The 25685-nt window shown below is 31.1% G+C and carries 25 protein-coding genes and 3 pseudogenes; 7 read left to right on the top strand and 21 right to left on the bottom strand.

The window, feature by feature from the left end:
- Window position 1: 1 nt before the first annotated feature.
- A complete protein-coding gene (locus CUL_RS0101000) occupies window positions 2-1591 on the top strand; it encodes a hypothetical protein (RefSeq protein ID WP_005585546.1) in 1590 nt (529 codons plus the stop codon).
- Between the two features lie 19 nt (window positions 1592-1610).
- Here CUL_RS0101000 and CUL_RS0100995 read toward each other — a convergent pair whose 3' ends face one another.
- The 5 genes from CUL_RS0100995 to ftsE form a co-directional block, all read right to left on the bottom strand.
- A complete protein-coding gene (locus CUL_RS0100995) occupies window positions 1611-2774 on the bottom strand; it encodes a PDZ domain-containing protein (RefSeq protein WP_025640249.1) in 1164 nt (387 codons plus the stop codon).
- 30 nt (window positions 2775-2804) lie between these two features.
- Window positions 2805-4028 carry a S41 family peptidase gene (locus CUL_RS0100990; protein ID WP_005587060.1) on the bottom strand — a complete coding sequence of 408 codons (1224 nt, stop codon included), beginning with the start codon at window positions 4026-4028 and terminating at the stop codon, window positions 2805-2807.
- A 98-nt stretch (window positions 4029-4126) separates the two neighbouring features.
- Window positions 4127-5266 carry a murein hydrolase activator EnvC family protein gene (locus CUL_RS0100985; protein WP_236616411.1) on the bottom strand — a complete coding sequence of 380 codons (1140 nt, stop codon included), beginning with the start codon at window positions 5264-5266 and terminating at the stop codon, window positions 4127-4129.
- Window positions 5267-5282: 16 nt separating this feature from the next.
- Window positions 5283-6179, bottom strand: coding sequence for a permease-like cell division protein FtsX (gene ftsX, locus CUL_RS0100980; RefSeq protein ID WP_051403469.1), 897 nt, complete (start codon window positions 6177-6179; stop codon window positions 5283-5285).
- Entirely contained in the window at window positions 6160-6855 is a 696-nt protein-coding gene (gene ftsE, locus CUL_RS0100975) for a cell division ATP-binding protein FtsE (RefSeq protein WP_005587057.1), read from the bottom strand. The genes ftsX and ftsE overlap by 20 nt, the downstream gene beginning before the upstream one ends.
- A gap of 223 nt (window positions 6856-7078) precedes the next feature.
- On the opposite strand from ftsE, the pseudogene CUL_RS18190 reads away from it, so the two are divergent.
- Both CUL_RS18190 and CUL_RS0100965 read left to right on the top strand, forming a co-directional pair.
- Window positions 7079-7627, top strand: a pseudogene (locus CUL_RS18190) (5-formyltetrahydrofolate cyclo-ligase); the annotation flags it as partial.
- Between the two features lie 75 nt (window positions 7628-7702).
- Window positions 7703-8890, top strand: coding sequence for a coenzyme F420-0:L-glutamate ligase (locus CUL_RS0100965; RefSeq protein ID WP_005587055.1), 1188 nt, complete (start codon window positions 7703-7705; stop codon window positions 8888-8890).
- 24 nt (window positions 8891-8914) lie between these two features.
- On the opposite strand, the gene CUL_RS0100960 is transcribed toward CUL_RS0100965, so the two are convergent.
- Both CUL_RS0100960 and CUL_RS0100955 read right to left on the bottom strand, forming a co-directional pair.
- Entirely contained in the window at window positions 8915-9976 is a 1062-nt protein-coding gene (locus tag CUL_RS0100960; protein ID WP_269077308.1) for an AI-2E family transporter, read from the bottom strand.
- A gap of 139 nt (window positions 9977-10115) precedes the next feature.
- Window positions 10116-12497: a Lon protease family protein gene (locus CUL_RS0100955; protein WP_081722713.1), complete on the bottom strand. Its 2382-nt coding sequence runs from the start codon at window positions 12495-12497 to the stop codon at window positions 10116-10118.
- Window positions 12498-13230: 733 nt separating this feature from the next.
- On the opposite strand from CUL_RS0100955, the pseudogene CUL_RS18760 reads away from it, so the two are divergent.
- Window positions 13231-13392, top strand: a pseudogene (locus tag CUL_RS18760) (IS256 family transposase); the annotation flags it as partial.
- 214 nt (window positions 13393-13606) lie between these two features.
- Here the strand turns inward: CUL_RS18760 and CUL_RS0100940 are convergent.
- From CUL_RS0100940 to CUL_RS17840, 5 genes are all read right to left on the bottom strand, one after another.
- Window positions 13607-14467 carry an AraC family transcriptional regulator gene (locus CUL_RS0100940; protein WP_025640246.1) on the bottom strand — a complete coding sequence of 287 codons (861 nt, stop codon included), beginning with the start codon at window positions 14465-14467 and terminating at the stop codon, window positions 13607-13609.
- Between the two features lie 20 nt (window positions 14468-14487).
- Entirely contained in the window at window positions 14488-15105 is a 618-nt protein-coding gene (locus tag CUL_RS0100935) for a hypothetical protein (RefSeq protein WP_025640245.1), read from the bottom strand.
- Between the two features lie 171 nt (window positions 15106-15276).
- Window positions 15277-15528, bottom strand: a complete 252-nt coding sequence (locus tag CUL_RS0100930; protein ID WP_025640244.1) for a GNAT family N-acetyltransferase — start codon at window positions 15526-15528, stop codon at window positions 15277-15279.
- 54 nt (window positions 15529-15582) lie between these two features.
- A complete protein-coding gene (locus CUL_RS17845) occupies window positions 15583-15768 on the bottom strand; it encodes a P-loop NTPase family protein (protein ID WP_051403468.1) in 186 nt (61 codons plus the stop codon).
- A 126-nt stretch (window positions 15769-15894) separates the two neighbouring features.
- On the bottom strand, window positions 15895-16137 hold the full coding sequence (locus tag CUL_RS17840; RefSeq protein ID WP_051403467.1) for a P-loop NTPase family protein: 243 nt from the start codon (window positions 16135-16137) through the stop codon (window positions 15895-15897).
- A 191-nt stretch (window positions 16138-16328) separates the two neighbouring features.
- Here CUL_RS17840 and CUL_RS20045 point away from each other — a divergent pair, with 191 nt between their 5' ends.
- Together CUL_RS20045 and CUL_RS16395 are read left to right on the top strand one after the other, a co-directional pair.
- The gene (locus CUL_RS20045) at window positions 16329-16433 is read left to right on the top strand and encodes an HAD family hydrolase (RefSeq protein WP_201767821.1); all 105 of its coding nucleotides are present in this window, start codon (window positions 16329-16331) and stop codon (window positions 16431-16433) included.
- A gap of 13 nt (window positions 16434-16446) precedes the next feature.
- Window positions 16447-16881: an HAD family hydrolase gene (locus tag CUL_RS16395; RefSeq protein ID WP_201767820.1), complete on the top strand. Its 435-nt coding sequence runs from the start codon at window positions 16447-16449 to the stop codon at window positions 16879-16881.
- 57 nt (window positions 16882-16938) lie between these two features.
- Here the strand turns inward: CUL_RS16395 and CUL_RS0100915 are convergent, their stop codons facing one another.
- Window positions 16939-17691 carry an acyl-[acyl-carrier-protein] thioesterase gene (locus CUL_RS0100915; RefSeq protein WP_025640243.1) on the bottom strand — a complete coding sequence of 251 codons (753 nt, stop codon included), beginning with the start codon at window positions 17689-17691 and terminating at the stop codon, window positions 16939-16941.
- Window positions 17692-18080: 389 nt separating this feature from the next.
- Here CUL_RS0100915 and CUL_RS0100910 point away from each other — a divergent pair.
- Window positions 18081-18275 (top strand): annotated as a pseudogene (locus CUL_RS0100910) (transposase); the annotation flags it as partial.
- 449 nt (window positions 18276-18724) lie between these two features.
- Here the strand turns inward: CUL_RS0100910 and CUL_RS0100905 are convergent.
- From CUL_RS0100905 to CUL_RS0100870, 8 genes are all read right to left on the bottom strand, one after another.
- Complete coding sequence (locus CUL_RS0100905) at window positions 18725-19171, bottom strand: protease complex subunit PrcB family protein (protein WP_109840397.1); 447 nt, start codon at window positions 19169-19171, stop codon at window positions 18725-18727.
- Between the two features lie 113 nt (window positions 19172-19284).
- Window positions 19285-20220: a transketolase family protein gene (locus tag CUL_RS0100900; protein WP_025640242.1), complete on the bottom strand. Its 936-nt coding sequence runs from the start codon at window positions 20218-20220 to the stop codon at window positions 19285-19287.
- Window positions 20213-21040: a transketolase gene (locus CUL_RS0100895; protein ID WP_025640241.1), complete on the bottom strand. Its 828-nt coding sequence runs from the start codon at window positions 21038-21040 to the stop codon at window positions 20213-20215. The genes CUL_RS0100900 and CUL_RS0100895 overlap by 8 nt, the downstream gene beginning before the upstream one ends.
- A 14-nt stretch (window positions 21041-21054) precedes the next feature.
- Window positions 21055-21909 carry a YitT family protein gene (locus tag CUL_RS0100890; RefSeq protein ID WP_005587039.1) on the bottom strand — a complete coding sequence of 285 codons (855 nt, stop codon included), beginning with the start codon at window positions 21907-21909 and terminating at the stop codon, window positions 21055-21057.
- Between the two features lie 14 nt (window positions 21910-21923).
- Window positions 21924-22679: a WecB/TagA/CpsF family glycosyltransferase gene (locus CUL_RS0100885; RefSeq protein ID WP_005587037.1), complete on the bottom strand. Its 756-nt coding sequence runs from the start codon at window positions 22677-22679 to the stop codon at window positions 21924-21926.
- Between the two features lie 8 nt (window positions 22680-22687).
- The gene (gene csaB, locus CUL_RS0100880) at window positions 22688-23791 is read right to left on the bottom strand and encodes a polysaccharide pyruvyl transferase CsaB (protein WP_005587036.1); all 1104 of its coding nucleotides are present in this window, start codon (window positions 23789-23791) and stop codon (window positions 22688-22690) included.
- 14 nt (window positions 23792-23805) lie between these two features.
- Window positions 23806-25122, bottom strand: coding sequence for an O-antigen ligase family protein (locus CUL_RS0100875; RefSeq protein WP_157752595.1), 1317 nt, complete (start codon window positions 25120-25122; stop codon window positions 23806-23808).
- Window positions 25123-25127: 5 nt separating this feature from the next.
- Window positions 25128-25682 carry a hypothetical protein gene (locus tag CUL_RS0100870; RefSeq protein ID WP_005587033.1) on the bottom strand — a complete coding sequence of 185 codons (555 nt, stop codon included), beginning with the start codon at window positions 25680-25682 and terminating at the stop codon, window positions 25128-25130.
- Window positions 25683-25685: the final 3 nt, after the last annotated feature.

The raw sequence follows: 25685 nt of genomic DNA, 5'->3' as shown, positions 1-25685 counted from the left end.
TATGAGAAAAATATTGTTCAATTTAATTATATTAGCACTGACCCTTATAATCATTGGTTGTAGCTATAATGGAGAAAACCCGCTTCCAGCAATGGAAAAAAACATGGAGGAAAAACCTCTAAGCTATAAAATTGAAAAAATCGCCTTATCTAAAGGTTTCCAATCTACAGAATCAAATGTAGAAGTACTTAAGAAGACTAAGAATTTAAAACTATTAGCAAATATTGGGTTAATAGAAAGCTCTGGTATAAAGGTTGATAAAATCACTAAATCTGGTAGCACCATAAATATATATATAGATAGATTATTAGAACAAGGTGAAATCCAGTTGGCAGTACCCCAAGTTCTACTGGAAATTCAAGAGCCAATTGATGAAAATATTGAAGACCTTAAGTTCAATATTGTAAACCAGAATTTTGAGCCAATTCCTTTAAAGTTTAATAAAGACCAAATATTGGATAAAATCTATACTCATTTTAAAATTGAACCTAGTTCCATACCAGATGTAAAATTAACTAAATTAAAAGAACAAATAGTTTGGCATATTTCCTTCACCAATATATTCGATAAGGGGAATGCAAGATCTCCATTAATCAATTTAAATGTGAAAGTAGATGCCTTAACTGGAGAAATATTGGACTCAGTAAAAGATGCTATTTCTACCTATATTGATGATGGATACCTATTAGATTATATACCCAATAGTTATTTACTTTATAAGCAAGACCATGTAGAAAATAATATTGAATATGAAACTTTATGGACTTACAATATTACTAATGGACAGCGTGGAAAATTATATACTTCAAAAGATAAAATTCAATCGGCTGCCTTCAGTCCTAATGGTGAATGTATTTCCATAATTGAAGTAGATGAGAATAAAAGCGATCTTTATATTATATCAAAAAAAGAAAAAACCGCTTATAAAATAACTCCAAATACTTTTTTAAATCCAAAGTATATGAAATGGAAAAACGATAATATACTTTATTTTATGGATTTAAAAGATGGTCTATCTACCTTTTTAGCCTATGATTTAAGGGAAAACAAATCCAATGTTGTGTTTGAAATAGATAAAAATATTGAATCCTTTGATATATTAGATAACAGTTTGGTATTTACTGAGTCTCAACAGGATTCTATAAACAAAAATATCTATTTTTATGAAGATGAAGCTGAAGTCAAAAAAATAGGTGAAGGTTTTAAAGTAAACTTTTCAGATAATCATAATATTATATATTTGGAAAATGTCGAAGAAGAAAATAAGAATATGCTCCGTGTATATAATATTGAAAAAAATACCTTTGAAAATAAATTAGGCCAGGATATAGCAAACTATTTTAGATTAGATAAGGATAATATAATTGTTATAGAAAAAAATACTCACAACAGTGATTATACCATCAACAAATTTAATATTAAAGAAGAAGCTTTAACATCTATTGCTAAAATAAATAGTGACAAAGTATTTTACGATTCAAGCAAGGAGAGGGGATATGTTAACCTATGTCCTCCCCATAAAGAAGGTAATTTAAACATTATCTATTCTATAGACTTAAAAAAATTGGATATAGCAAACATTAAAAATTAAATGAACCCTAGGGTTCATTTTAATTTTTAAATTTAGATTTTTTATTTTTAAACCTATTAATCAACCTTACTACAGGTGCTTTTGATTCTTCTACTATAAAAATTTGGTCGGGTATATTGGAAACTACTACTATTCCTAAATTATTTATCCCCACCTGATAGTTTTTATATTCCTTAGTTACCATTCCCTTTTTTATATCGAATACATCTAGCCAAATAAACTTAGGCCTAAAAAAGAGTATGTCTTCAATATCTTCCCTAGAATATACCCTATGTCCATTTATGCTCAATATTATATCTCCCGGATTTAAACCTATTTTCCCCCCAACACTATTGGGTAAAGTATCCAATACCCTTAATCCATGTTCTACAGGCGTAAAAAGATAATCTCCTTTTTCTTCTTTTCTTCTACCTATCGCAATAATTACTTCATGGGCCAAAGGTGCAAATATAGCTGCTACATATTTGTAAAAATGGTTTTCTATTGACAACCTTGATAAAATTAACAAAATGATACTGAATAAAGACAGGGCACTGGCTGTTTCTCTGGATTTCTTCTCTGGGAAATTAGCTAAAGCAAAATCACCATAGCCTAGTATGGCCATTATGGTAATAGGGTATACATAGCCATTGTTGACAAATATAGAAAATGGAACTGGCCAAAATCGGTTCATGGTAAATCCACCGATTATCTCCCTCTGCTTTTCCATAAATATTGGTATCTTATTATTCCTTCCGTCTACTAGGATTAAAAAGCTTTCCACCAGATGAAGTACACCTATTACAAACATAATTTCTGATACATTTATACTTGGCCATCCTAAAATAAGACTTACTAAGGAAACTATTCCCCCAGCATAAGAAAAACACATAAATCTAGGATGAACCATAGACAACAGTAAAGCTAATGGTAAAATAAAGTAGAAATCCTTAGGATTTATGGAAATGCCAAAAGTAATAAATATAATACTACCTAGAATTCCACCCATTAGCCCATATAACGTGGATATGAACACATTATAGATAGGAGATTTTTGGTATTCTCCTAAAATCCCCTTCTCCATTTCTCCTATTTTTCTATATTGGAGATAAATGATCCCAACTACAATCCAAAAAAAAGGAGATTTTAAAATGGATAATATATTGTATATGGAATAATATACAATTTGAAAAATAGGATACATCCTTAGCTCTCCTTTGCATGATCTGCTACTTTATCTAATTATATCCTTTATCTTTTCTATAGCAGTTTTTAATTGTATATCCTGTTCTAGGTTCTCTATTCCTATTTCCTGTACCTCTTCTGGTAAATCTACCGTAATATCAGGTTCTATACCTATACCATGAATATTAGTTCCATTTGGTGTAAAATATTCAGATACCGTTAGTTTGAAACCTGAACCATCAGATAGTTCTCTAATTCTTTGGACTACCCCTTTACCAAAGGTCTTATTGCCTATTAATATTCCCTTATTATGGTCTTTAATAGCACCAGCTAGTATTTCAGAGGCACTTGCACTACCCTCGTTTACTAATACCACCAAGGGGATATCTATATGTTTTTTATTGGATTTTTCATAGGCTCTTTCTCCATGTCGTGTTTCTGTATAAACTATTGTTCCTTCACCCAATAGTTCATCTGCTATATCTACACATACATTTAGCAATCCACCCGGATTATTTCGCAGGTCTAAAATAATTCCAGATATGTTATTTTTCATTAAACTATTTAATTCCTTCATAAAATCCTCATAAGTCAACTCATCAAAAGAAGTTATTTTAATGTAGCCTATATTATCTTCTATGATATTGGATTTAACTGTTATCAGTCTAATCTCCTCTCGGACAATATCTAAGTCTATATAATTATTCTTTCCATCTTTATCTTTTCTTAAAATAGTTATACTGACTGTTGTTTTAGGCTCTCCTTTCATTAGTTTTACAGCTTTATCCATATTATCTGCTGTAAATTCTTCTCCATTTACTTTTATAATCTTATCCCCAGTTCTAAGGCCAGCCCTTTCACCAGGAGTACCTTCAATAGGTGAAACTACAGTTATTAAATTATCATCTCCAGGAGTGACTATTACACCTATACCTCCATATATTCCTTGAGTATGTTCTGTAAAACTTTTAAACTCATCTTCAGTCATATATACTGAATAGGGATCCTCTAGAGCTTGAAACAATCCCTTTAGTTGTCCTTCCATTAATTGCTCTTCATCTACATCCTTTAAAAAGTTGTCTCTAATATAATCTTCCAATCCCATAGCCTTAGAATATTTTTTGTATGAAGATTTAAGCTGTTCATATTCTTTAGCTGGTAATATAACTTTATCTTTATATTTTATAGTCATTAAATTGGTTGCACCAAATGTAATAATATTTGTCAAAAGTATTATTACTACCATCAAAGTTATTACTCTTTTTTTAGACATATTGTTCACCTCGATATTATGGATTATGTATTCTATTGTATTAAGCCTACCTAAACATTATACCACAATGGGAAAAAATAGAGAATAAAAAAAGGGGATTAATTCCCCTTCAGCCATGGTATAGGATCTACATAGGCGCCGTTCTTTCTAACCTCAAAATGACAATGAGGTCCAGTTGAAATACCCGTACTACCTATTTTTGCTATGGTATCTCCTTTTTTTACTTTAGTACCCTCGCTAACCACTAATGAAGAATTGTGCCCATATAAAGTAACAATTCCTCCGCCGTGATCTATCATTATAGTCTTACCATATCCCCCTAAAGTACCAGAATATATGACTATTCCATCTGTTGCTGCTATAACTTTAGTTCCAGTAGATGCAGGAATATCAATTCCCGTATGTAATTTTTTAGTCTTAAATACTGGATGAATTCGATAACCATAAGGGGAACTTATCCTAGTATGCCCGGGAACAGGCCAAGACATAACCCCACCAGAATAAGGTCCGTCTACTCGCTGTAATTTAACTATTTCAGATTCTATATCCTTAGCTAACTTAATTAGCTCATCTTCTTGTTTTTCTAACTCTTTTTTGTTTTTCACCAATTCTGTCATTAACAATTCCTTAGCTCTAGTAGCGCTAGCTAATTCTTTTTTCCTATCCTGTAATTTAGATTTAGTTACCTCCACAGAAGCCCTTTGAGCCTGTAATTCCGTCTTTTTATTGTTAATAATATCCCTTTGTTCCTTCATGTATTTAATCAATTCTACATCATGATTAACAATAGATTGAATCATGTCTTTTCTGGTTAAAAAATCCCCTATATCTGCTGCAGCTAATAATACTTCTATATAACCTACATTGCCATTTTTATACATTACCCTTAATCTTGAATTAAAGGTGTCTTCTTTACTAGCGATTTTTTCTTCTGCTTCCTCTAATTCCTTCAATGTTTTATCTATATCTTTATTTAATTTATCTAATTCTTTTTCTACTTCTCCTAGCTCAATGGCTGCCCGCTCCATTTGCTTGTCCAATTCTTCGATTTGAATACTAACGTCTTTGGTTTGCTTCTCAATATTTTTTTTCTCTTTCTTTGTCTCATCTAATTGTTGGAGAGCATCTTTCTTTTTGTTTTTTAAATCTTCTAGGCTATTGTCTGCAAAGACTAGAGCATAATTAAAAAGTAATATTAAAGCTAATATAAAATATATAGCTTTTTTTCTCTGTCCCAAAGTTTCTACCTCCCTTTTATGCATTTAAAAATCTCTTCAAAGAAACAAGACTTCCTAAAGCACCTATTCCTGCCCCTATTGAAATAAACATAATGGAAACATCCTTTATCAATGCAGTAGGTGGTACTAAGTATACGGTAAATAACACATATAGTTTATCGCTTACCCTATTAAAGAAATACCCATAACCATAGTTAACAATTAAAATAGATATAATAGCTCCAATAAGACCAAAGAGCAGTCCCTCAATAATAAAAGGTCCTCTAATATATCCATTGGTAGCCCCTACGTATTTCATAATATCTATTTCCCTTCTTCTAGCAGTTACAGTAATCTTTATGGTATTGGATATAATAAAGACTGAAACGAATACTAGTATAGCTACTATGACCAATCCTCCACCTCTTACGTAATTAGCAAATAATACTAACTTTTCTATAATATCCTTATTATATTTAATCTCTTCTATCCCCTGAAGGTCTTTTACCTTGTCCACTACTGAATCAGCATATTCAATATCCTCTAATTGGACTATTATAGTATTTGGTAATGGATTGGATTCCAATCCTTCTAGAAGATAAGCATCCTCTTCCCATTCCTCTTTCATAATCTCTAAAGCTTGTTCCTTGGATTGAAATATTACGGATAGAACACCCTTAGTATTTTTAGCTTCATTTTCGACCCTATTCAATTGCTCATTGGAAATTTCATCTTCTAAAAAAATTTGAACTTCGTCAAACTTATTCTTTGTATCTATTACTACATTATTTATACTCAATATCATAATTAAAACAAGGCCAAGTATTACTAATACGGCAGTAATAGAACCTACGGAAGCCAGCCCCATTCCCCTATTTCTCCACATTCCTTGAAAGCCTTGTTTAATAATATTTTTAAGGATTCGAAAGCTCATGCTCATACACACCCTTCTCTTCGTCTCTTACTATCCTGCCCCTTTCAATGGCAATAACTCTTTTTTTCATTATATCCACTATATCCTTGGCATGAGTTGCCATCAGCACAGTAGTTCCACGTTTATTAATATCTCTAAGTACTTTCATTATCTCCCAAGCAGTATCAGGATCTAGATTTCCCGTAGGCTCATCCGCTATTAATATAGGTGGACTATTGACTATAGCTCTTGAAATAGCTACACGCTGGTGTTCTCCTCCAGAAAGTTCATCTGGATAGCAATGGGCCTTCTTACTTAAGTCTACCATACTTAAAACCATTGGAACATTTCTTCTTATTTCCCTTGGATGAGCTCCAATGATCTCCATGGCAAAAGCTACATTTTCATATACGGTCTTATTTGGTAATAGTCTAAAATCTTGAAAAACTACCCCTACATTCCTTCGAATATAGGGAATTTTTCTATTTTTGACTTTAGTAATATCCATATCATTTAAATATATTTTCCCTTCTGTAGGGTTTTCTTCTTTTAATATTAATTTAATTAAAGTAGATTTTCCTGCCCCACTAGGTCCAACTAGAAATACAAATTCTCCTTTTGATATAAATAAATTTATATTGGATAGCGCCTTAACTCCATTTTTATACTCTTTACTTATATTAATGAATCTGATCAAAAATTTTCACCTCTATGTATTAGGAATCTTTCATAACTTATAATATGATTATAACATAATTAATATAGGATTCTATTTAAAATCTATAAATCTTTATTTTTAAAATATTTAATCGTATTTTACATTTTCACTTTAATTATATATTATAATATAAGCTGAACAATAAATAAACAGTAAAGGGTGGTAATTTTGGATAAAAAAGTATTAAGAGAAGAAATGCTCAAAAAAAAGGGCTGAACTTTCTCATGAAGAAGTAATAAAAAAATCTAAAGCTATTCGGGATAGATTATTTAATTTAGTAGAATATAAAAAATCTAATTTTATTTTTTCTTTTATTAGCTTTAAAGATGAGGTCAATACCCATGATATAATCAAAAAATCCATTACCTTAGGAAAAAGAGTAGGAGTTCCAATTACTATCCCTAATGGTAGACAACTGTTAGTTTCTGAAATAAAAAATTTTGATGAAGAGCTAGAAATGGGTTACTATAATATTTTAACCCCTAAAAAGGAATATATTAGGGAGGTTTCTCCAGAACTAATTGATATGGTATTGGTTCCTGGCCTTATTTTTACCCCTACTGGTTATCGAGTAGGCTATGGAGGAGGTTATTACGATAGATTCTTTAGTAATAATAGACAAATATTTAAAGTAGGTCTATGTTACGAAATGCAAATTGCTCCAAAGGTACCTACTGATATTTATGATATACCCGTAGACTGTATTATCACCGAGAAGAGAATAATAAATTGTGCTGGAGAAAAGTACTAATAGTTTCTATTAATCATGTAAAAAATGTTATAATATATATTGGTGGTGCAAATTATATTTTTAGGAGGAATTTGAATGATTAGAACTGTGGGTACTACAGTAAGAGGCATAAGAGCTCCTATAGTTAAGGAAGGGGACGATTTAATAGAAATTGTTGTAGATTCCGTGTTAAAAGCATCAGAATATGAGGGCTTTAATCTTAATAATAGGGATATAATTGGAATTACAGAATCGCTAGTTGCAAGAGCACAAGGAAACTATGCTACAGCTGAAGATATTGCCCAAGATATTAATAATAAATTCCCAGAAGAAGTAGGAATCGTCTTCCCTATACTTAGCAGAAATAGATTTTCCATTATTCTAAAAGGTATAGCTTTAACGGGCAAGAAAATATATCTATTGCTCAACTATCCCTCAGATGAAGTAGGCAATAGATTGATGGATATAGATAAGATGTATCAACTTAAAATAAATCCATATACTGATACTTTAAGTGAATATGAGTATAGAAAACTATTTGGGAATGAGGTTACTCATCCATTTACGGGAATAGATTATGTACAATTATATAGGGATTTAACCGTTAATAACGATGTAGAAATATACCTATCCAATGATCCTACTACAATTTTAAGCTATACTAAGGATATTTTGGTTGCTAATGTTCATGATAGAAAGAGAACTAAACAAATTTTAAAAGAAGCAGGGGCAAATAAAATAATTGGGCTAGATGATTTATTAACAAAACCTATAAATAGTGATGGGTATAACCCTGAATATGGTCTCTTAGGCTCTAATTTAGCTACAGAAACTCAAATTAAGCTATTTCCAAGAGATAGTAAATACTATGTTGATGAAATCCAAAATAGAATCAGGGAAAAAACGGGAAAATTAGTGGAAGTAATGGTATATGGAGACGGTGCCTTTAAAGATCCTGTAGGGAGGATTTGGGAACTGGCAGACCCAATAGTATCCCCAGGATATACATCTGGCCTAGAAGGAACTCCTAATGAAATAAAATTAAAATATCTGGCAGATACGGAGTTAAGAAACTTAGAGGGAGAAGAAGCAGTGGAAGCCATTAAAGAAAAGATAAACGGTAAAGATGTAGACCTAAAGGCCCACAAAGAATCTTTAGGTACAACTCCTAGAAGATTAACTGATTTATTAGGAAGTTTATGTGATTTAACTAGTGGTAGTGGAGATAAAGGAACTCCTATAGTACTTATACAGGGTTACTTTGATAATTATGCGACAGAATAGGGCAGATACATAGGTCTGCCCCTATTATTTATCCAAAGATATTCCTTTCTGCTTATGTTGCTTGACTATATATTTGCCTAAAGTCGTCTTTATTACAGCTGCTATTGGCACTGCAAATAGCATACCCCATATTCCAAAAAAACCTCCACCTATAAGGATTGAAAGTATGATCCAAAATGGTTTTAAGCCTACTTGTATTCCTAATATCTTAGGACCTAGATACAATCCATCAAACTGCTGTAATAAAAATATAAATATTACAACCCATAAAGCCTTAAAAGGGCTATAAAAAACAGTAATTACTGCAGCAGGTATCATTCCAATAAAGGGACCAAAATAAGGTATCATATTGGTCACCCCAACAATTAAACTAATTAAAAGGGCATACCGTACCCCCATTATTAAACACCCTATGAAACATAGAATTCCAATAATCAAAGAATCTAACAATTTTCCAACGAAAAATTTTGAGAAAGCTTCCTTTATTTCCTTAAAAAATTCTATAATAGATTCCGCTTTATTTACTGGAAAAATAGCATAGGTTAATCTTTTCAAGTTTTTTACAAAATACTCCTTATCCTTTAGCATATATATGGAAATAATAGAGCCTAGAACAAAATTTACTAAAAAGGAGGTTATAGATATGACCTGAGTTACAGTTTTATTGACTATAGAGCTCATACTACTTCCCAGTCGAGCAAAGAAATCATCAACAGCTAATTCTATATAATCGAATATCCCGTATTTATCCATTCCCATCAACAAACCTGGTGTTTTGGAAAGCCATTTCTGGGTTTTGTTTGCATAATAGGGAAGTTCTCTAATTATATTCTTTATATTGTCTATTATCTTAGGTGTGATTATGGTAATAAATAATATAATTGTTCCATAAAAAATTAGATATACTATTAAAATGTTAATCCATCTTTTTAATTTGAAATCTCTTTCTAAAGCACTTAATAGAGTGTTTAAAAAGAAAGCTATTACTAACGCCCATAAAAAAGGTTTCATAATATTTTTTATTGTCCCAATAAAATTAGGGCTATCTATTATCTTCCATATCATAAATGAAATGATAAGTAGAATAAAAAATCTAATGTAGCTAAGTTTTTTTTCTATTAATAACGCCCCCTTTCCTAACTAAACCTATTTACTTATTTACATATTATATTCTATCATGCTTTACACGCTACAGAAGTAAAACCTTTCTATTTTTAGAAAGGTTTTACTCATATTCCTTGCTTATATCAGAATAATATTTTAATTTCTTTTGTACAAGATAGTTAATAGCTCCCTTTTCATATTGGCCTTTTTCATCTAATTTTCCCGCTTTTATTCCAGTTAATATCTCTATACCTTCATCTATGGTTTTTACTCTATATATTTTGAATTTCCCTGATTTTACAGCCTCTATCACTTCATCTTCTAGCATTAGATTTTCAATGTTTTGATAAGGTATAATTACTCCTTCATTTCCTGTCAATCCTTTTAGCTTGCAGATCTTATAAAATCCTTCGATCTTTTCATTTACTCCGCCTATAGGTTGAATCATACCTTTTTGATTGACAGAACCCGTGACTGCAATGGACTGTTTAATTGGTTTACCAGCTAAACTGGATAATAGAGCGTATAATTCGGTACTAGAAGCACTGTCCCCATCTATTCCACTATAGGATTGTTCAAAGGTAATACTAGCTGTTAATGAAAGAGGAAAATCTTTAGCAAATTTTTCTCCCAAATAGCCTCCTAATATAAGGACTCCTTTGTCATAGATACTACCGGATTGTTCTACTTCCCTTTCTATATTGATTATCCCCTCTTTTCCTACAAAGGTATTTACAGTTATTTTGCTAGGCCTTCCAAATATATATTGGCCTAAGTCTATAACGGATAAACCATTGATTTCCCCAATCTTTTCTCCCTCTGTCTCTATCATTATTACGTCTTTTTCTATCAATTCCGCAAGTTTCTCTTCATAGGTGTTATTTCTATAGTTTTTCTTGTAGATTGCCATATCTATATCTTCTCTGGTAACCACTTGCCTGTTTTCCATATCTGCCCATAAATCTGCTTCATATATTATCTCTACCAATTCATTAAACTTTGCAGTCAATTTATTTTGATTTTCTGCTATACGACTACTATGCTCTATAATAGCTGCTAAGGCTCCTTTATCGAAGGGTTTTAAACCTTCTTCTTTACATTGATAAGCTACAAAGGAACCTATCTTTCTAATATTGTCTTCAGTTTTATCCATTTCTATATCGAAATCTGCCCTTATTTTGAACAATTTTCTAAAATCATCATCATAATTATATAATAGTTGATATAGAAAATAATCTCCTATAATTATTACTTTAATATCTAAAGGAATAGGTTCAGGCCGTAAAGTTTCCGATATTACATTTAATCCTGTAATATTTTCTATCCTTATTTCTTCTGTAGTTATAGCCCTTTTTAAGCCCTCCCAAGCATGGCTGCTCTGCAATATATCCCTTGCCTGTAATATAATATATCCACCATTTGCTTCATGTAAGGATCCGGGTCTAATCTTCATATGATCTGTTTTCAGTGCACCAAATTCATTAACGTATTCGATCTTACCAAATAGATTATAATAGGTTGGATTCATCTCCCTAATAACCGGGGCATTGGATTTCCCATTGTTATCCATAAAAAGATTGACTTGGTACCTTTTCATAAAATCTTCTTTTCTATCTCTTGGCAAAAGAATGCCCTCTAAATAGTTCTTTTCGTCTTCCTTCATGAACATATCATAATTTTTTACTATATCAGCCTTCATATCATTCAAATATTCACATATCCTATCATTATCTTCATATCTTTCTATAAGGGTATCAATATAGTTGTTTAATACTTGAAGAACATTTTCCTCCTTTAAATTTTTGATTTCCTTTATTAAGTCTTTTTCAACATCTTTTACTCTTTTCACATAATCAAAAGCTTTTTGATTTAATTCATTAGAGGTTTTCATTAGCTCTTCTATTTCTTCCTGAGATAGATTATCTAATTCCTCATCGGTCATAGGCTTGCTTTCCTTTAATGGTATACTCAATATGCCTCTTTCAGTCTGCCTAAATACAAAATTATATTGTTTAGCTAAATCATTCAATTCATTCAATATTTTTTGTGCCTTATTTTGATGGGTAGTATATATTAAGTTTTTATTGTTCTCATATTCCTTTGAGGTTAAAGTTTTGGGAATTTCTATTCCTATATCCTTTATAACCTTTTCCACATCCTTTTTAAATATTTTCCCTTGTCCACCATCCATACCTATTGCTTTTGGAAATTTAGGCCTTTTAAAATTGAATACATAACACCAATCTTTTGGGGCTTTCCTTTTATCAGCAAACTCTTTAGCTACCAAATAGGAATAACTATTTCTACCTGTTCCCGTCAACCCAGAAACATAGATATTATACCCTTTTCTCCGTATTGAAAGCCCATATTTCAAAGCTTCCATAGCCCTATCCTGGCCTATTAACTCTCTAGAGGCAGGCAAATCTTCGGTAGTACTATGCTCAAAAAGCTCAGGATCACATTTTTTGTTAAGCTTTTCCAGAGGAACTATATATTTTTCCACCAAATTCACCCCCATCCATCTTATTTATATATACCCAGTTTAAAATATTATATATTATAATTATCTATATAACAGGATTATATATTTAGTATATTATTGAATTTGATTTTGTTTACGAAAAGTAGCTAGGCTTTATGAAATATTTAAATTAAATGAAATTTCATGAATTTTTATTTACTGATAGGACACCAAAACTATTAAGCCTCTAACCTATTTGGACAATCGCACACTAATTTAGTAAAATAAAAATTAATGTGCGAAAAGGATTTAGAAATTGCCATTCTTAAAGACCTTTTTTTAAAAAACGAACCCACAATAGAAGAAAAGCGTTATTGCAAAGAAATGGATCGATTTAGGCTATACTGTAGTTACTGTCCTTAAAATTGTTGGATTAAGCAGGTCTACATATTATTACAATATTAAAAAATAACTAAAATTGAAGATATAAATGAAGTTGCAAAAATTAATAAAGGTGGTAGGCCAATTCCTGGTTACTCTTTTGATAAAGATGGCAATCGTATTTGTGATGAACAAATAAAGGTATATAGATTATGCTAAAAGCTTGAGGTCTTAAGGCCTCAAAGAAAAATTAAACCTAAATATCCTAGAAAAATAGCTATAAATAGAGAAATCGAGCCGGGAGGTAGCATAAAATAATTTGTGCTCTTGGAAAATAAAATTCTCTTTTCTGGCAAGAATCAAAATAAGATTTAGGTCAGAAAGGAGAATTTTTATGGCAAAACCGTCTAAGGAAATACTTAGAAATATGATTACTGATGGAAATTTAAAAACGGCAGATGATCTTCATTCATATCTTAGAGATATGTTTAAAGATGTGTTACAAGAGATACTAGAAGCAGAACTAGGGGTAGAATTAGGATATTCAAAAAGTGAATGAGTGTAAAAATAGACCTTTAGAACCTATCTATCCTTTCATTTTTTTAGATGCTATAGATAAAAGTAGAAATTGATTTTTTAGTCTATTTCAATCTTTTTGATATAATTTTAGAGAGGATTAATTTTTAATTAGTCCTCTCTAATAACCTTTTATAATGTCTTATTGTATTTCTAATTTTCTAAGCTAATTATGATTTTCCGCATTATTATATTTATTCCTTATCCTTTTTCACGATGGGAATCCATACTTCAAACTTTGCATTTTGTGGATCTGGTGATAGGTATACTTCAATATCAGGTGCATTTGCATATTCATAGCCTGATGTAGGGAGCCATTCAGTTATAATTCTCTTCTCAAGTTCTTGTATAGAATGTGGCATAACACCTTCTCCATAAAAAATTGCCCAAGTTGATTCAGAAACTATATATTCCTCAAACTCTTCGTCAATAGGTTTATTACTTGCAACTGCAATATAATATTTCCACTCTTCTTCTTCATTACATACACTAACTCCAAGTACACCCATAGGCTCCAAATTCATCATGGGAACAAGTTTTTCAACTGTTCCATCCTCTGATACCTTCTGCCACATCTGAGGGATAGCCACAAAGTTTTTATCAATTTCTTTGTGTAAAGTTTGTGACACTCCAATGATCCTAAAACTACCTTTCTGTTTGATTTTGTAATTCATCTCTACATCTCCCCTAATTGTTATTTTGAAACTAATTGGAGGGAATGCTTTAATTAATGTACCTGCTATTCTTGCCTCTGAAGGTGTAATTCCATGTATACTTTGAAAAGCACGATTAAATGCAGTAGGAGAATTATACCCATATTTCAAAGCAATATCAATGACTTTTTCATTACTATTTTGTAAATCAACGGCTGCCATTGTCATACGTCTACGGCGAATATATTCTGAAAGAGGTACATTTGCCATATAAGAAAACATTCGCTGAAAATGAAATGTTGAACAGCAAGCAATTTTTGCAATTTCTTCATAATTAACCTCGTCTTCTAAATGCTCCTCAATATAATTTATCGCATTATTTAATCGTTCTATCCATGCCATACTATATCCCCCCTTTATAATCAAATATAATGTAGACAAATTATTATTTCCTCTCTTTTAATGCACAAATAAGAGAGGAAATAATTTTTTAGTGGTTCTAACATAATCATTATGCCATTTTTAATTACCACAGTAATTACAAATAATCTTTCTCTAGAAATCTTAATTATTTTTTCCCATGATACTCCATTATCCTTAGATTTGACAAATCCATATAAATATTGGTGACTTGCACGATCTATAAGATAAAACCCATAGTTTAAATCATTGTCAATTTTTTGTATGTATTTTACATTAGCTGGAAGTATTTCTATTTCCTCATAACCTACACCAATAATAAAAATACATATTAGGACTGCATAAAGATTAGCTAGTATAAATAGGCAAATAGATACTATTTTAATAATTTCCTTCCATATCTTTTTAGTAGATACTTTTTCTAAAATTCCATTTAACTTAATTAAAATTCCTATTTCTATAACAAAGATACATAAGGCTGAGACAACTAATAATAATTCAACTACCCGACCCCTTAATAATAGATTGAAATAATTTTCAAGTATATAACCACCAATAAAATAAATAAAAAACATTATTAAAATTATAATTAGTGGGACCTTAATTAGATTTTTTCTCACCTTATTTAATATGCCTTATAGGATTATCCATATCATATACTTTTGAAGGTAATCTCCCATAATAACTTAGCATCTTTATCACCATTCCTTTTTAAAATAATATTTTTTATATCTTTTCCATAATTATTGAAATCTCATCAGCACTATAAATCAGTCTCTAATGCAGCCCAGCTAATCTAATCCAGGCAACATTAATTGCTCATATTTATTTCTCTCCTCAAATTTATGAAGATAATTAAAGCATTCCTCGATGTCATACAATATACCATGAGATTTACACGTTTTTTTCACTATACCCATCAATCTATCACTATGAACATCTAATACAACTTCATTTATATTCCTTTGAAGCATGTCATTTATACACTTTGCTAACAATGTAAATCCAACACCCATATTACGATATGATTTTAAAACTCCCATTGCACAAACACCCCTTATTCTATAATATTTTACATAATCATGTACTTCCAAATCCTATTCATATAAAATCTTATCTAACTGCCTTATGATACGAGGAATTGATAGAGTTCCATCAATAGTAATAATAGGACATAATAATTTCTCCATCCACCACATATATAAAGTTCTACTCCTCTGCCCAATTCCCTCAGTGTCATATGTTTTCGCCCATTCAATGAATGCAGTATGATTGTCATACATATCTCCACCTAGTAATATACGATTGCCCCATTTCTGGTATTCACGCTTCTCTATACGTTTTATACGTACATCAGTTGGGGTATCTATAAATATAACAAGGTCAAATAAAGGGATGAAAATATCACCTCAGCTATCATTCCTACCACATAATGATCCACTTATAACACATTTTTCATTTTTTGCGATATCAGCTTTTAATAATTCTTGCCGCTCATAGGGAGTTCTCTTTGTCATATATGGTGGGTCTGTAGGAGTCCCAAAATAATCATCTGTATCAAGATGGGTATATCCAAATGCTTCATCTATAGCCCTAGCAAGGGTAGTAATTCCACTGCCAGATGCTCCAAAAATATGTATGATATTTATCATGGAATTTCACCTTTTATTGTAGATTAATAAATTGATTATATCAAAGTTTTCAAACAATGGATATAGCCCATTCTATGTTTTTAAGTATCTGATTATATAATTATTTCCAATAACATAAATCTACTAAAACATGATATAATTGGACTATATTATTTTAAAAATCAATACAAAATGAGGAGATAGATATTTATATGAGTAAATATAAGGGAATTATTTTTGATTTAGATGGTACCTTGTTAAATACAATAGAAGACATAAGTGATAGTATGAATGAAGTTCTTCGGGGATACAGTTGATAAGGCCTTAGAAATGCTTTTTAAAATTTATTCCAAAAAATACATTAATAAAACCCGGCCATATGATGGAATTGAGGGGTTATTGAATTTACTAGCTGAAAAAAATATAAAATTGGCCGTCAATTCTAATAAAAAAGATCAATATACTAAAAATTTAATTTATAAATTCTTTGATGGGATACCTTTTATAGATGTTTATGGTGAAAGGGAAAATATCCAAATCAAACCTGATCCTACTACGGCATTGGAAATTGCTGAAAACATGAACCTTAAACCAGAAGAAATATTATTTATAGGGGATTCAAAAACAGATGTTTTGACAGCAAAAAATGCTCATATGGAAAGTGTCGGCGTACTATGGGGATTTAGAGATCGTGAAGAATTATCTAAATATGGTGCAAAATATATAGTTTCAGATTGGAAAGAGATTTTAGATATAGTTAGATAGCAGACGGACACAGGATACTATTAATTTTAAAAAATGATAGTATCCCTATGTCTATAATTATTTCTCCTCAATCTCTATTTGACTTTTAAAAACCAGATCTTTCCCTTCTCTAATTCCCTCCATATATATTATATTAGAATCAATTCTAGACCTATCTTCATAAATCTTAATAGTCTCCCCAAGCAAGGCTTCATTACTATAACTTATTTCAACAGACTTTACATTAAACCTTCTATGTTCCTCAAAACTAAAACTATCCATTATAAAATCCAAATATTTTGCATTGTTTAAGTGTTCATTGACGTCAATATCACTATATCTAACAGTTCTTTCATAGGCTGTTTCTAATTCTCCACTAGATTTTAGATTTCCTAATTTGCAATCAATCGCCCTTTTTTCTACTACCAGAGGGTAGCCTGTGTAAACTGATTTAGTTCTTACCAATTTTCTAGATTCTACATCAATTACTACCCAGGTAGAAACTGCCTTTGCTAATATATTTCCTTTTTTATCCTTTATTAAAAAATCTCTATCAAATCCCATTCTACTAGGTTCCTGTGGCCAAGTCTCTAAGGTAAGTATATCCTTCCATTTAGGATATTTAATAATATCTACTCTTACTCTAACTAATACCCATATGACTCCATGCTGTGTATATAATACTTCTCTTCCCATACCAAGGTTTTCTGCATGAAGACCTGCAATATCTTGGCAGTATGTAAATAATGAACTTAATTTTAAATCTCCCTTAAAATCCACATGATTTATTTCTACTTTATAATCTTTTATATATAATGGTGTTGCTTTCATATTTAATTACCCCCTGTTTATTTGTTTTATATTTATCTTAGGCGTTTTAATCCTCTCCTATATCCAGTATAATATATTATTATCATTAGAATAAAAGAGATAATAGAAAGAATAGTTATACTAGTAACTGGAAGAAAAAATAGTAATATCCTATCTATCCATGAACTTACTCTTATCATAGGCAAGAAAAAGCTCTGGGGAAAAACCCCTATAATTTTTATTTACATTTATTATATAATTAAACTATCAATATACTTGTAATCAATCCCTTTAAAAGGTTAAATGGTACTACCGCAAAGATAATTAATGTCTTTAAATCTACTACATATTTATTTACTGCTGTGGACTTGGCTATTATTTTTCTAAAGGTAGTCCATAAGCTTTAGAATAAAATGGTATCAAACATCACCAATAGAATTATCCCAATCGTTACAGAATGGCAAAATAGGCCTCTTGAAAATACTTATTCAATTGTTTTCATGGATGCTATTCATTACAAAGTACGTGAAGATAAACAAGTTGTTGTAAAAGGAGCTTACGTAGTACTAGGTGTAAATATGGGTGGTAAAAAAGAAGTTCTAGGCAGTAAGTTAAAGATATTATTTGCAGAAATTCTAAATCAAGGGGTATAACTTGGGACTCTATCCCCAAACCCCTGAGGTTTATCGCTTCAGTTCTACTAGGGAACGGACAAAAACAAACGGACAGTCTGGTTAACCATCCGTTCCTGTATAGAATCTAATAACTGCTCAGGTTGCTCCTCAGCATTGCCTTATCCTGTTATTGGATAAGATATAGTATATTATTACCAAATATAAGGAGTAATGTACTGTATCAATTGCCCTTTGAAATATTAATAATCGACCGATTTTTACATTTTATTACTTTGGATCTTTTATCCAATTATTATCTAAAGAATGAGAATAGTACACAAAATTATTTACACAGCCTCCATAAAGAGAAAACCGTGTTTTGTCTACAAACTGTAAGATGCCTAATAGGAATCTTACAGTTTGTTGTTTTGTTTCCTCATCTACTCCTCATACTCTACTTCCAATTTAATACTTTCTGGCATCCTATTAAGATTTGTTTTTACTATTGCAAAAGGATAAGAAAAACCTTGAGCTACAATATCGTTTGGATCTGGATCTTTAAATTTAGCATAGACTGTTAGGTCAAAATCATCTTTGGTCTTTTGTTCCATTATTATTTTGTCCACATTTACTGTATAGCCGCCAGTCTGTTTTTCACCTCTAGTTACTAGTACGTATATTTCATCATTCAATCTACAGGTTAAAGCCCTTTCATCCGTTAAGTATTTAGGAAGTATTTCCTTTATTTTTTCAGGAATTTCAGATGATTCTAATACTTTGTATTTCACCTTCTTATCACCCTTACTTAAAAATTTTGGAGCAAAAAGGATTGCCAGTATCAATATTATAATTATTCCAATGGCGATATAGCTTTTTTTCAAATCCATCCCTCCCCATATAGGCCTCTATTATATATCCTATTCTAGGAATTATGGGTTTATGTATTCACTAAAAAAATAGCACCAAAATATGTTGGTGCTATATTATATTCTTTAATCGCCTATTTTGTCAATATGTTTTTTGCCTTTTCAATTATGTTTTTTACATTTAATCCGTATTTTTCTAGAAGGAAATTTCCATCTCCCGACTCTCCAAAGGTATCTATTGTACCTATTCTTTCCATAAAAGTAGGCCTGTTTTCAACTAATACTTCTGCCACTGCACTACCTAATCCTCCAATTATACTATGTTCTTCTACTGTAACTATTCCCTTAGTCTCTTTTGCCGCTTTTATGATTATATCCTCATCAATTGGTTTAATAGTTGAAATATTTATTACTCTAACCGAAATGCCTTCCTTATCCAATTCTTCAGCTGCATCTATTGCTTTTTTAACCATTGTTCCGGTGGCTATTAAAGTTATATCCTTTCCTTCTCTTAGTTCTATCCCCTTCCCTATTTCAAATTTATAATTTTCATCGAATATTACAGGTACTTTACTTCTTCCTAATCTAATATATACAGGACCATTATGTTCTGCAGCTTTGTATATACATTGTTTTGCTTCTATAGCATCGGCTGGATTTAAAACCACCATATTAGGAAGGCTTCTCATAATACTTAAGTCTTCAAGAGCTTGGTGGGTAGCTCCATCTTCCCCGACGAATAGTCCAGCATGAGTGGCTGCTATCTTAACATTTAGTTTTGGATAACATACGGAATTCCTTATTATTTCAAAGGCTCTTCCCGATGCAAATACTGCAAAAGTACTCGCAAAAGGTATTTTACCAGCAGTTGCTAATCCGGCAGCTGTGGCAACTAAATTTTGCTCCGCTATCCCTACATTAATAAATCTCTCTGGATAGGCTTTTTTGAAAACTCCCGTTTTTGTTGAACCAGATAAATCTGCATCTAATACAACAATATCTTTGTTTATACCACCTAATTCCTTAAGAGCCTCACCATAGGCATCCCTAGTTGCTATCATATTAGTCATTTATGCCACCTCCTAGTTCGTCTATTGCTTTTAGAGCTTCTTCTTCTGTTGGTGCCTTACCATGCCAACCTACTTGATCTTCCATAAATGATACCCCTTTACCCTTTATGGTCTTCGCAACAATAATTGATGGTTTTCCCTTAATATTTTTCGCCTCATCTAAGGCTTTGAATATCTCTTCAAAGGAATGACCATCTATTTTAATCACATGCCATCCGAAGGATTTGAATTTTTCATCTATAGGTTCAATATTCATAACTTCTAGATTGGTTCCATCAATTTGTAACCCATTATGGTCTAAGAATACAGTAATATTATCTAATTGATAATGACTTGCCAACATAGCTGCCTCCCAAATAATTCCTTCTTGGGACTCCCCATCACCTATTAATGTATATACCCTATAATCCTTTTTGTCCATCTTTCCAGCTAAGGCCATACCGTTAGCAGCTGCTAATCCCTGACCTAAGGATCCAGTAGTCATATCTACGCCAGGAGTACCTTTCATATCTGGATGTCCTTGGAGCATAGAATCTACCTTCCGCAATTCCATCAACTCTTCTTTAGGAAAATAACCTTTTTCTGCTAAAGCTGCATAAAGTACTGGGGCAGCATGGCCTTTAGATAGAACAAACCTATCTCTGTCAACCCAATCTGGATTTTTAGGGTCTATTTTCATTTCCTTAAAATAAAGGGCTGCCAGTATTTCACAAGCCGATAAGGAGCCACCAGGATGACCTGATTTAGCTTCCTTTAGCATGTTTATTATATTGATTCTCATATTCTTTGCTATGATTTCCAAATCCTTATATTTGTCCACTTAAATACCTCCCATTAACCTTTTATTTCTTCAAAACCCTCTCCTAGCACTTCAGACATTTCAGTAACCATAATAAAGGCATCCTTATCAATATCATAGACTATATCCTTAGTCTTGGCAAACTGGAATCTATTTACTACACAGAGGAGCACATCCTTCTCCTCTTTTGTATACATACCTTTCCCTTTGAACAGGGTAACTCCCCTATCTAAATCCTTCATGATTTTTTCACTTATCTCTTCCGGTTTATCTGTTATAATAATAAATCCTTTTAGGTATCCAATTCCTTCTAATATTAAATCTATAACTTTAACTGTAATGAATAAAGATATTACTGAATAAAGAGAAGTTTCAACCTTTTTATCTACAATACCTGCAAAGGCAACTACTACAACGTCTATAGCCATCATAAAAGTTGATAAGCTTAAGGAAGGAAAAAGTTTATTAAGTATGGAACCAGCTAAATCCGTGCCTCCAGTAGTTCCACCAAATTTAAAAACTATACCTAAACCTATTCCCGATACCAAACCACCAAATATGGAGGATAGTAGTAAATCTGGAGTAACTGCTTGAGTAGGAACTATTTTCAAAAATAAGGATAATAAAGCTGTTGCATATAAAGTTTTCCATCCAAAATTCTTACCTAAAATGATCACACCAATTATAAATAAGGGTATATTTATAGCTAAATTTGTTATATAAATGGGTATATCTGTAATCTTTTTAAATACAATGGCAAATCCAGTTACTCCTCCGGGAGCAATGGTATTTGGCTCTAAGAAGAAGGTCAGTCCAATTGCCAATAAGAATACACCTATACCCAGTCCTACTAAGGACAATAGTATCTTATACCATTTTTCCTTTTCCATAATATCCTCCTACCTTATTGGATTACATCTTTAGAAAATAACACATTAAATATAAATTTAGGCAACACAATTTGACGTTTAATACGTGAAGGTTCCTTTATCAGCCTATATAGCCATTCTAATCCAAGTCTTTGAAAAATTTCTGGAGCCCGTTTAGAATCTCCAGATAATATATCCATTGTACCACCATTTCCTATTATTACTCTACCATTGAGTCTGTTTTTATTTTCAGCTATCCAAATCTCCTGTTTTGGAAAGCCTAATCCAACAAATATAATATCTGGTTTAGCTCCGTTAATATTATCGATTAAATTTAGTTCTTCTTCATGGTCTTTATATCCAATGTGGCTGCCTTTAAAATACCCATGATGATAGCCTACTATATTAATATTTGGATATTCTTTTAATATATTTTCTCCTGCTCTCTTAGCTACTCCATCTTTGCCCCCCAATAAGTATAATCTATAACCTTTTTTATTAGCAATCTCCAGTAGTTTTATGGAAAGATCAACACCTGTAACCCTTTCCTTCAATGGTTTTTTTCCGATCCTAGAGCCATAAATAAGCCCAATACCATCCGGAATAACCAAATCGCTTTCGTTTATAATTTTTTTTAAATTTTCATCATCCTTAGCTGCCATTACAATTTCCGTATTAGGTGTATATATAGTTCTTAACCTATCTTCTCCTAAAAATTTTTCCACAATTTCCGTTGCTTCGTCTAAAGTTATATTATTTATTTTCACACCAAAGATACTTACTTTTTTCAAAATACCACCTACTCTTTTAAAAGGTCTAACGCCATATGGACATTCTTCAATGCTTCTTTTCTCAACTTTGTATCTAACTCTTTTAACCTGTTTTTTAAATCTTCTCTATTTTCCCATACATATTCAATATTGGAAATAAGTTGGTCAAATTTTAAATCTTCTGCCGGGCACATATGTCCCATATCTATAGATTTTAAAAACCCCTCAATTTTAGGATCGTATACAATACCTACCATAGGCACATTTTGGGTAGCTGCATATATTAAAGAATGAAGCCTCATAGCCACTATTATCTCTAATCTTTTTATTATACCCATAATATCTTCTACATTGTATTTATTAGAGATGATATAACAATTTTCACTAGTAACCCTTTCTAAAATCTCATTGCTAATAGATAAATCTTCTGGATAATGCATAGGAATCAAAATTACATCGGCCTTATACTCTTGAATAATATAGTCTACAGCCTTAGCAACATTAGGAATTAGGTTTTCTTCATCAATCCATTTCCTAACGGAAACCCCTACTAAAGGTCTTTCTTCCGGAACCCCTTCTTTAGTTAAAATATCATGGATTATCCTGTCATCACTAGGTTCTAAAGTAAATACAGGGTCTGCTGTTACAAATATATTTCTATTTTCAACTTCCAAATCTTTTAAAAATTTTTTTGAATCTTCATCTCTTAGTGTAATCAAATCTACTCTATTTAAAGTCTTTCTTGTCAAAATTCGATTCGTTTTTCTATTAATTGGCCCTATACCATTTGCATATACCATAGTAGGTTTATTAAACTTTTTTGCCAATTTCAACAAGGTTAAATAATACCATAAAGAACGAGTGCTAGTTACATCCTGTAAAAGACTCCCACCTCCACTAATAAATAGGTCACATTCCTTAATGGCTTTGATTACATCCTTCATCCTAAACCTATTTACTGCCTTTATATCATATACTTTTTCAGTAAAAATAGGGTTATTAGATAAAGCAGTAATTTCTATGGAATTGTTTTTCCCCTTTATATCCTTTACTATGGCCTTTAATATGGCATCATCACCACTGTTATCAAAACCATAATATCCAGAAATAAGAATTCTTTTGTTTGTACCCATAAGTATTCTCCTTTTTAATTGACTTCTGGAAGTTTATCTGAAATTCTCATTAGCGCTAATATAAGACTAACTAATATCCAGAAAGTAATAATTATTCTAGGTATATATAATACATTTTCCACTGCTCCATGGGCTAGAACAGCAGCCAATCCTGATAGTACACCTGTTGCCATAATCCTAATATAATTGTCTTTCCCCTTTACCAGTTTCTTAATAGAATATTTAAACAATACAAATATAAAAATTATAAAGATTATAAAGCCTAATATTCCCATTTCAGCCATAGTCTCTAGATAGGTATTATGGGCATGGTAAGTAGGCATAGTCCTTATATAAGTTTCAAAGGTTGCCTTAAAAGGAAGATGTCCAAAACCTACACCTACAAGCCAATTATCCTTAATTATATCTAATGTTATATTCCACATTTTAATCCTATAAGCATTTGATGAATCAGCAAAATTAAAAATACTTAGTATCCTATTTAAAATAGAAGAAGGTAAAAAGTATATAGCACCTAAGCCTAAAGGAATAATGGATAAAAGTAGCCTTTTCTCAATTAATAATACGAATACGAACATTCCAAAAGCAAAGCCAACCCAACCACCTCTAGATAGAGTAAGTACCAATGCTAATATAAGGATTAAACTGGTAACTAAAAATATAGCTTTTTTATGGACCTTTTTAGAAAACCAAAATAATGATAAGGATATAGGAATTATCATTATCAAATACTCTGCAAATATATTTGGATTACCAAATACGGAATAGATTCTAGTTTTCACATCTGGATTATTAACTGCATCTACCCATTTATCCTCTATTTCCACTCCAACTTTATATTGATAAAAACCGTATATTGCAACTAGAGTAGCTGAAATAACCAAAAAAACTATAAGTATATTGAAGTCTTTTTTAGTATTTATATTATTTACTATTACAAAAACGAATCCTATAGATGTAAGATGGATAGCCAAATCTCTAAAGCTGCCAGAGGGATCAATGGATGTAATAGTTGAAATAATTATTACAGTTACATAAAATATTATTGGCATATCTATTGGCTGTTCGGTTAAAGGATTTAACTGCTTAAACAAAGCCTTGTATAGATATACCCCTACCATAAAAATCATAAATAACAAATTTAATATATCTGGCATAAAAGGAAATATAAAAATTCCTGCATATATTCCAATCCTAATATCGTATAATATCAATATAATTCCTATTAACCCAAGTAATGTAATGGCAAAATAGTTTAATGGTAATCCATGGTATATTATAGAAAATATTATACCTAATCCTATTGGGAGAATTACTTCTTTCTTCTTCATAGATTCTACCACCATTGATCCACTCCCTCATCTATAGTAAATATACTTTTTACGAATTTAAAAATATGACTTTCTTCTAAAATACTTTTATAATCATCTTTAATTTTCATTCCCATTAAGGAGATAAATATCAAAGCTATGGAAATTAAATAGGAACGGCCAGAATAATATCCTCTAACCAGATTGTTCCCTATAAGACCTATGCCAAAGGCCATAAAAAATATATAGAAAGTGCCTTGTAATTGAACTTCATCATAAAAAAGATTATAAACAGTGGTATATATTAAACTTCCATGATTAACTTTTTTTATGCCTTTTCTTAATTCCCTAAAGCTCCTGGTAATTATATCTAAAATCCAACAGTATATCCTATAAAGTAAACTTTCTTCTAATAAACTCCTACTAGATGTAAATAAGCTAATAGTCAAGGAACCTTTAGATAAAAACTTAAATCCTTTTATTAATTTATCATTAAACATCTTTAAAAGGCTATATTTATAACCTTTCTCTAAAACTTGCCAAACATTTACTAAAAACTGAACTACTATACTATTATACATAGA

This window comes from [Clostridium] ultunense DSM 10521 (genome assembly GCF_000511955.1).
GTDB lineage: Bacteria > Bacillota > Clostridia > Tissierellales > Tepidimicrobiaceae > Schnuerera > Schnuerera ultunensis.
The sequence above is the reverse complement of the archived record's forward strand: the minus strand, read 5'-3'. Positions and strand labels throughout refer to the sequence as shown.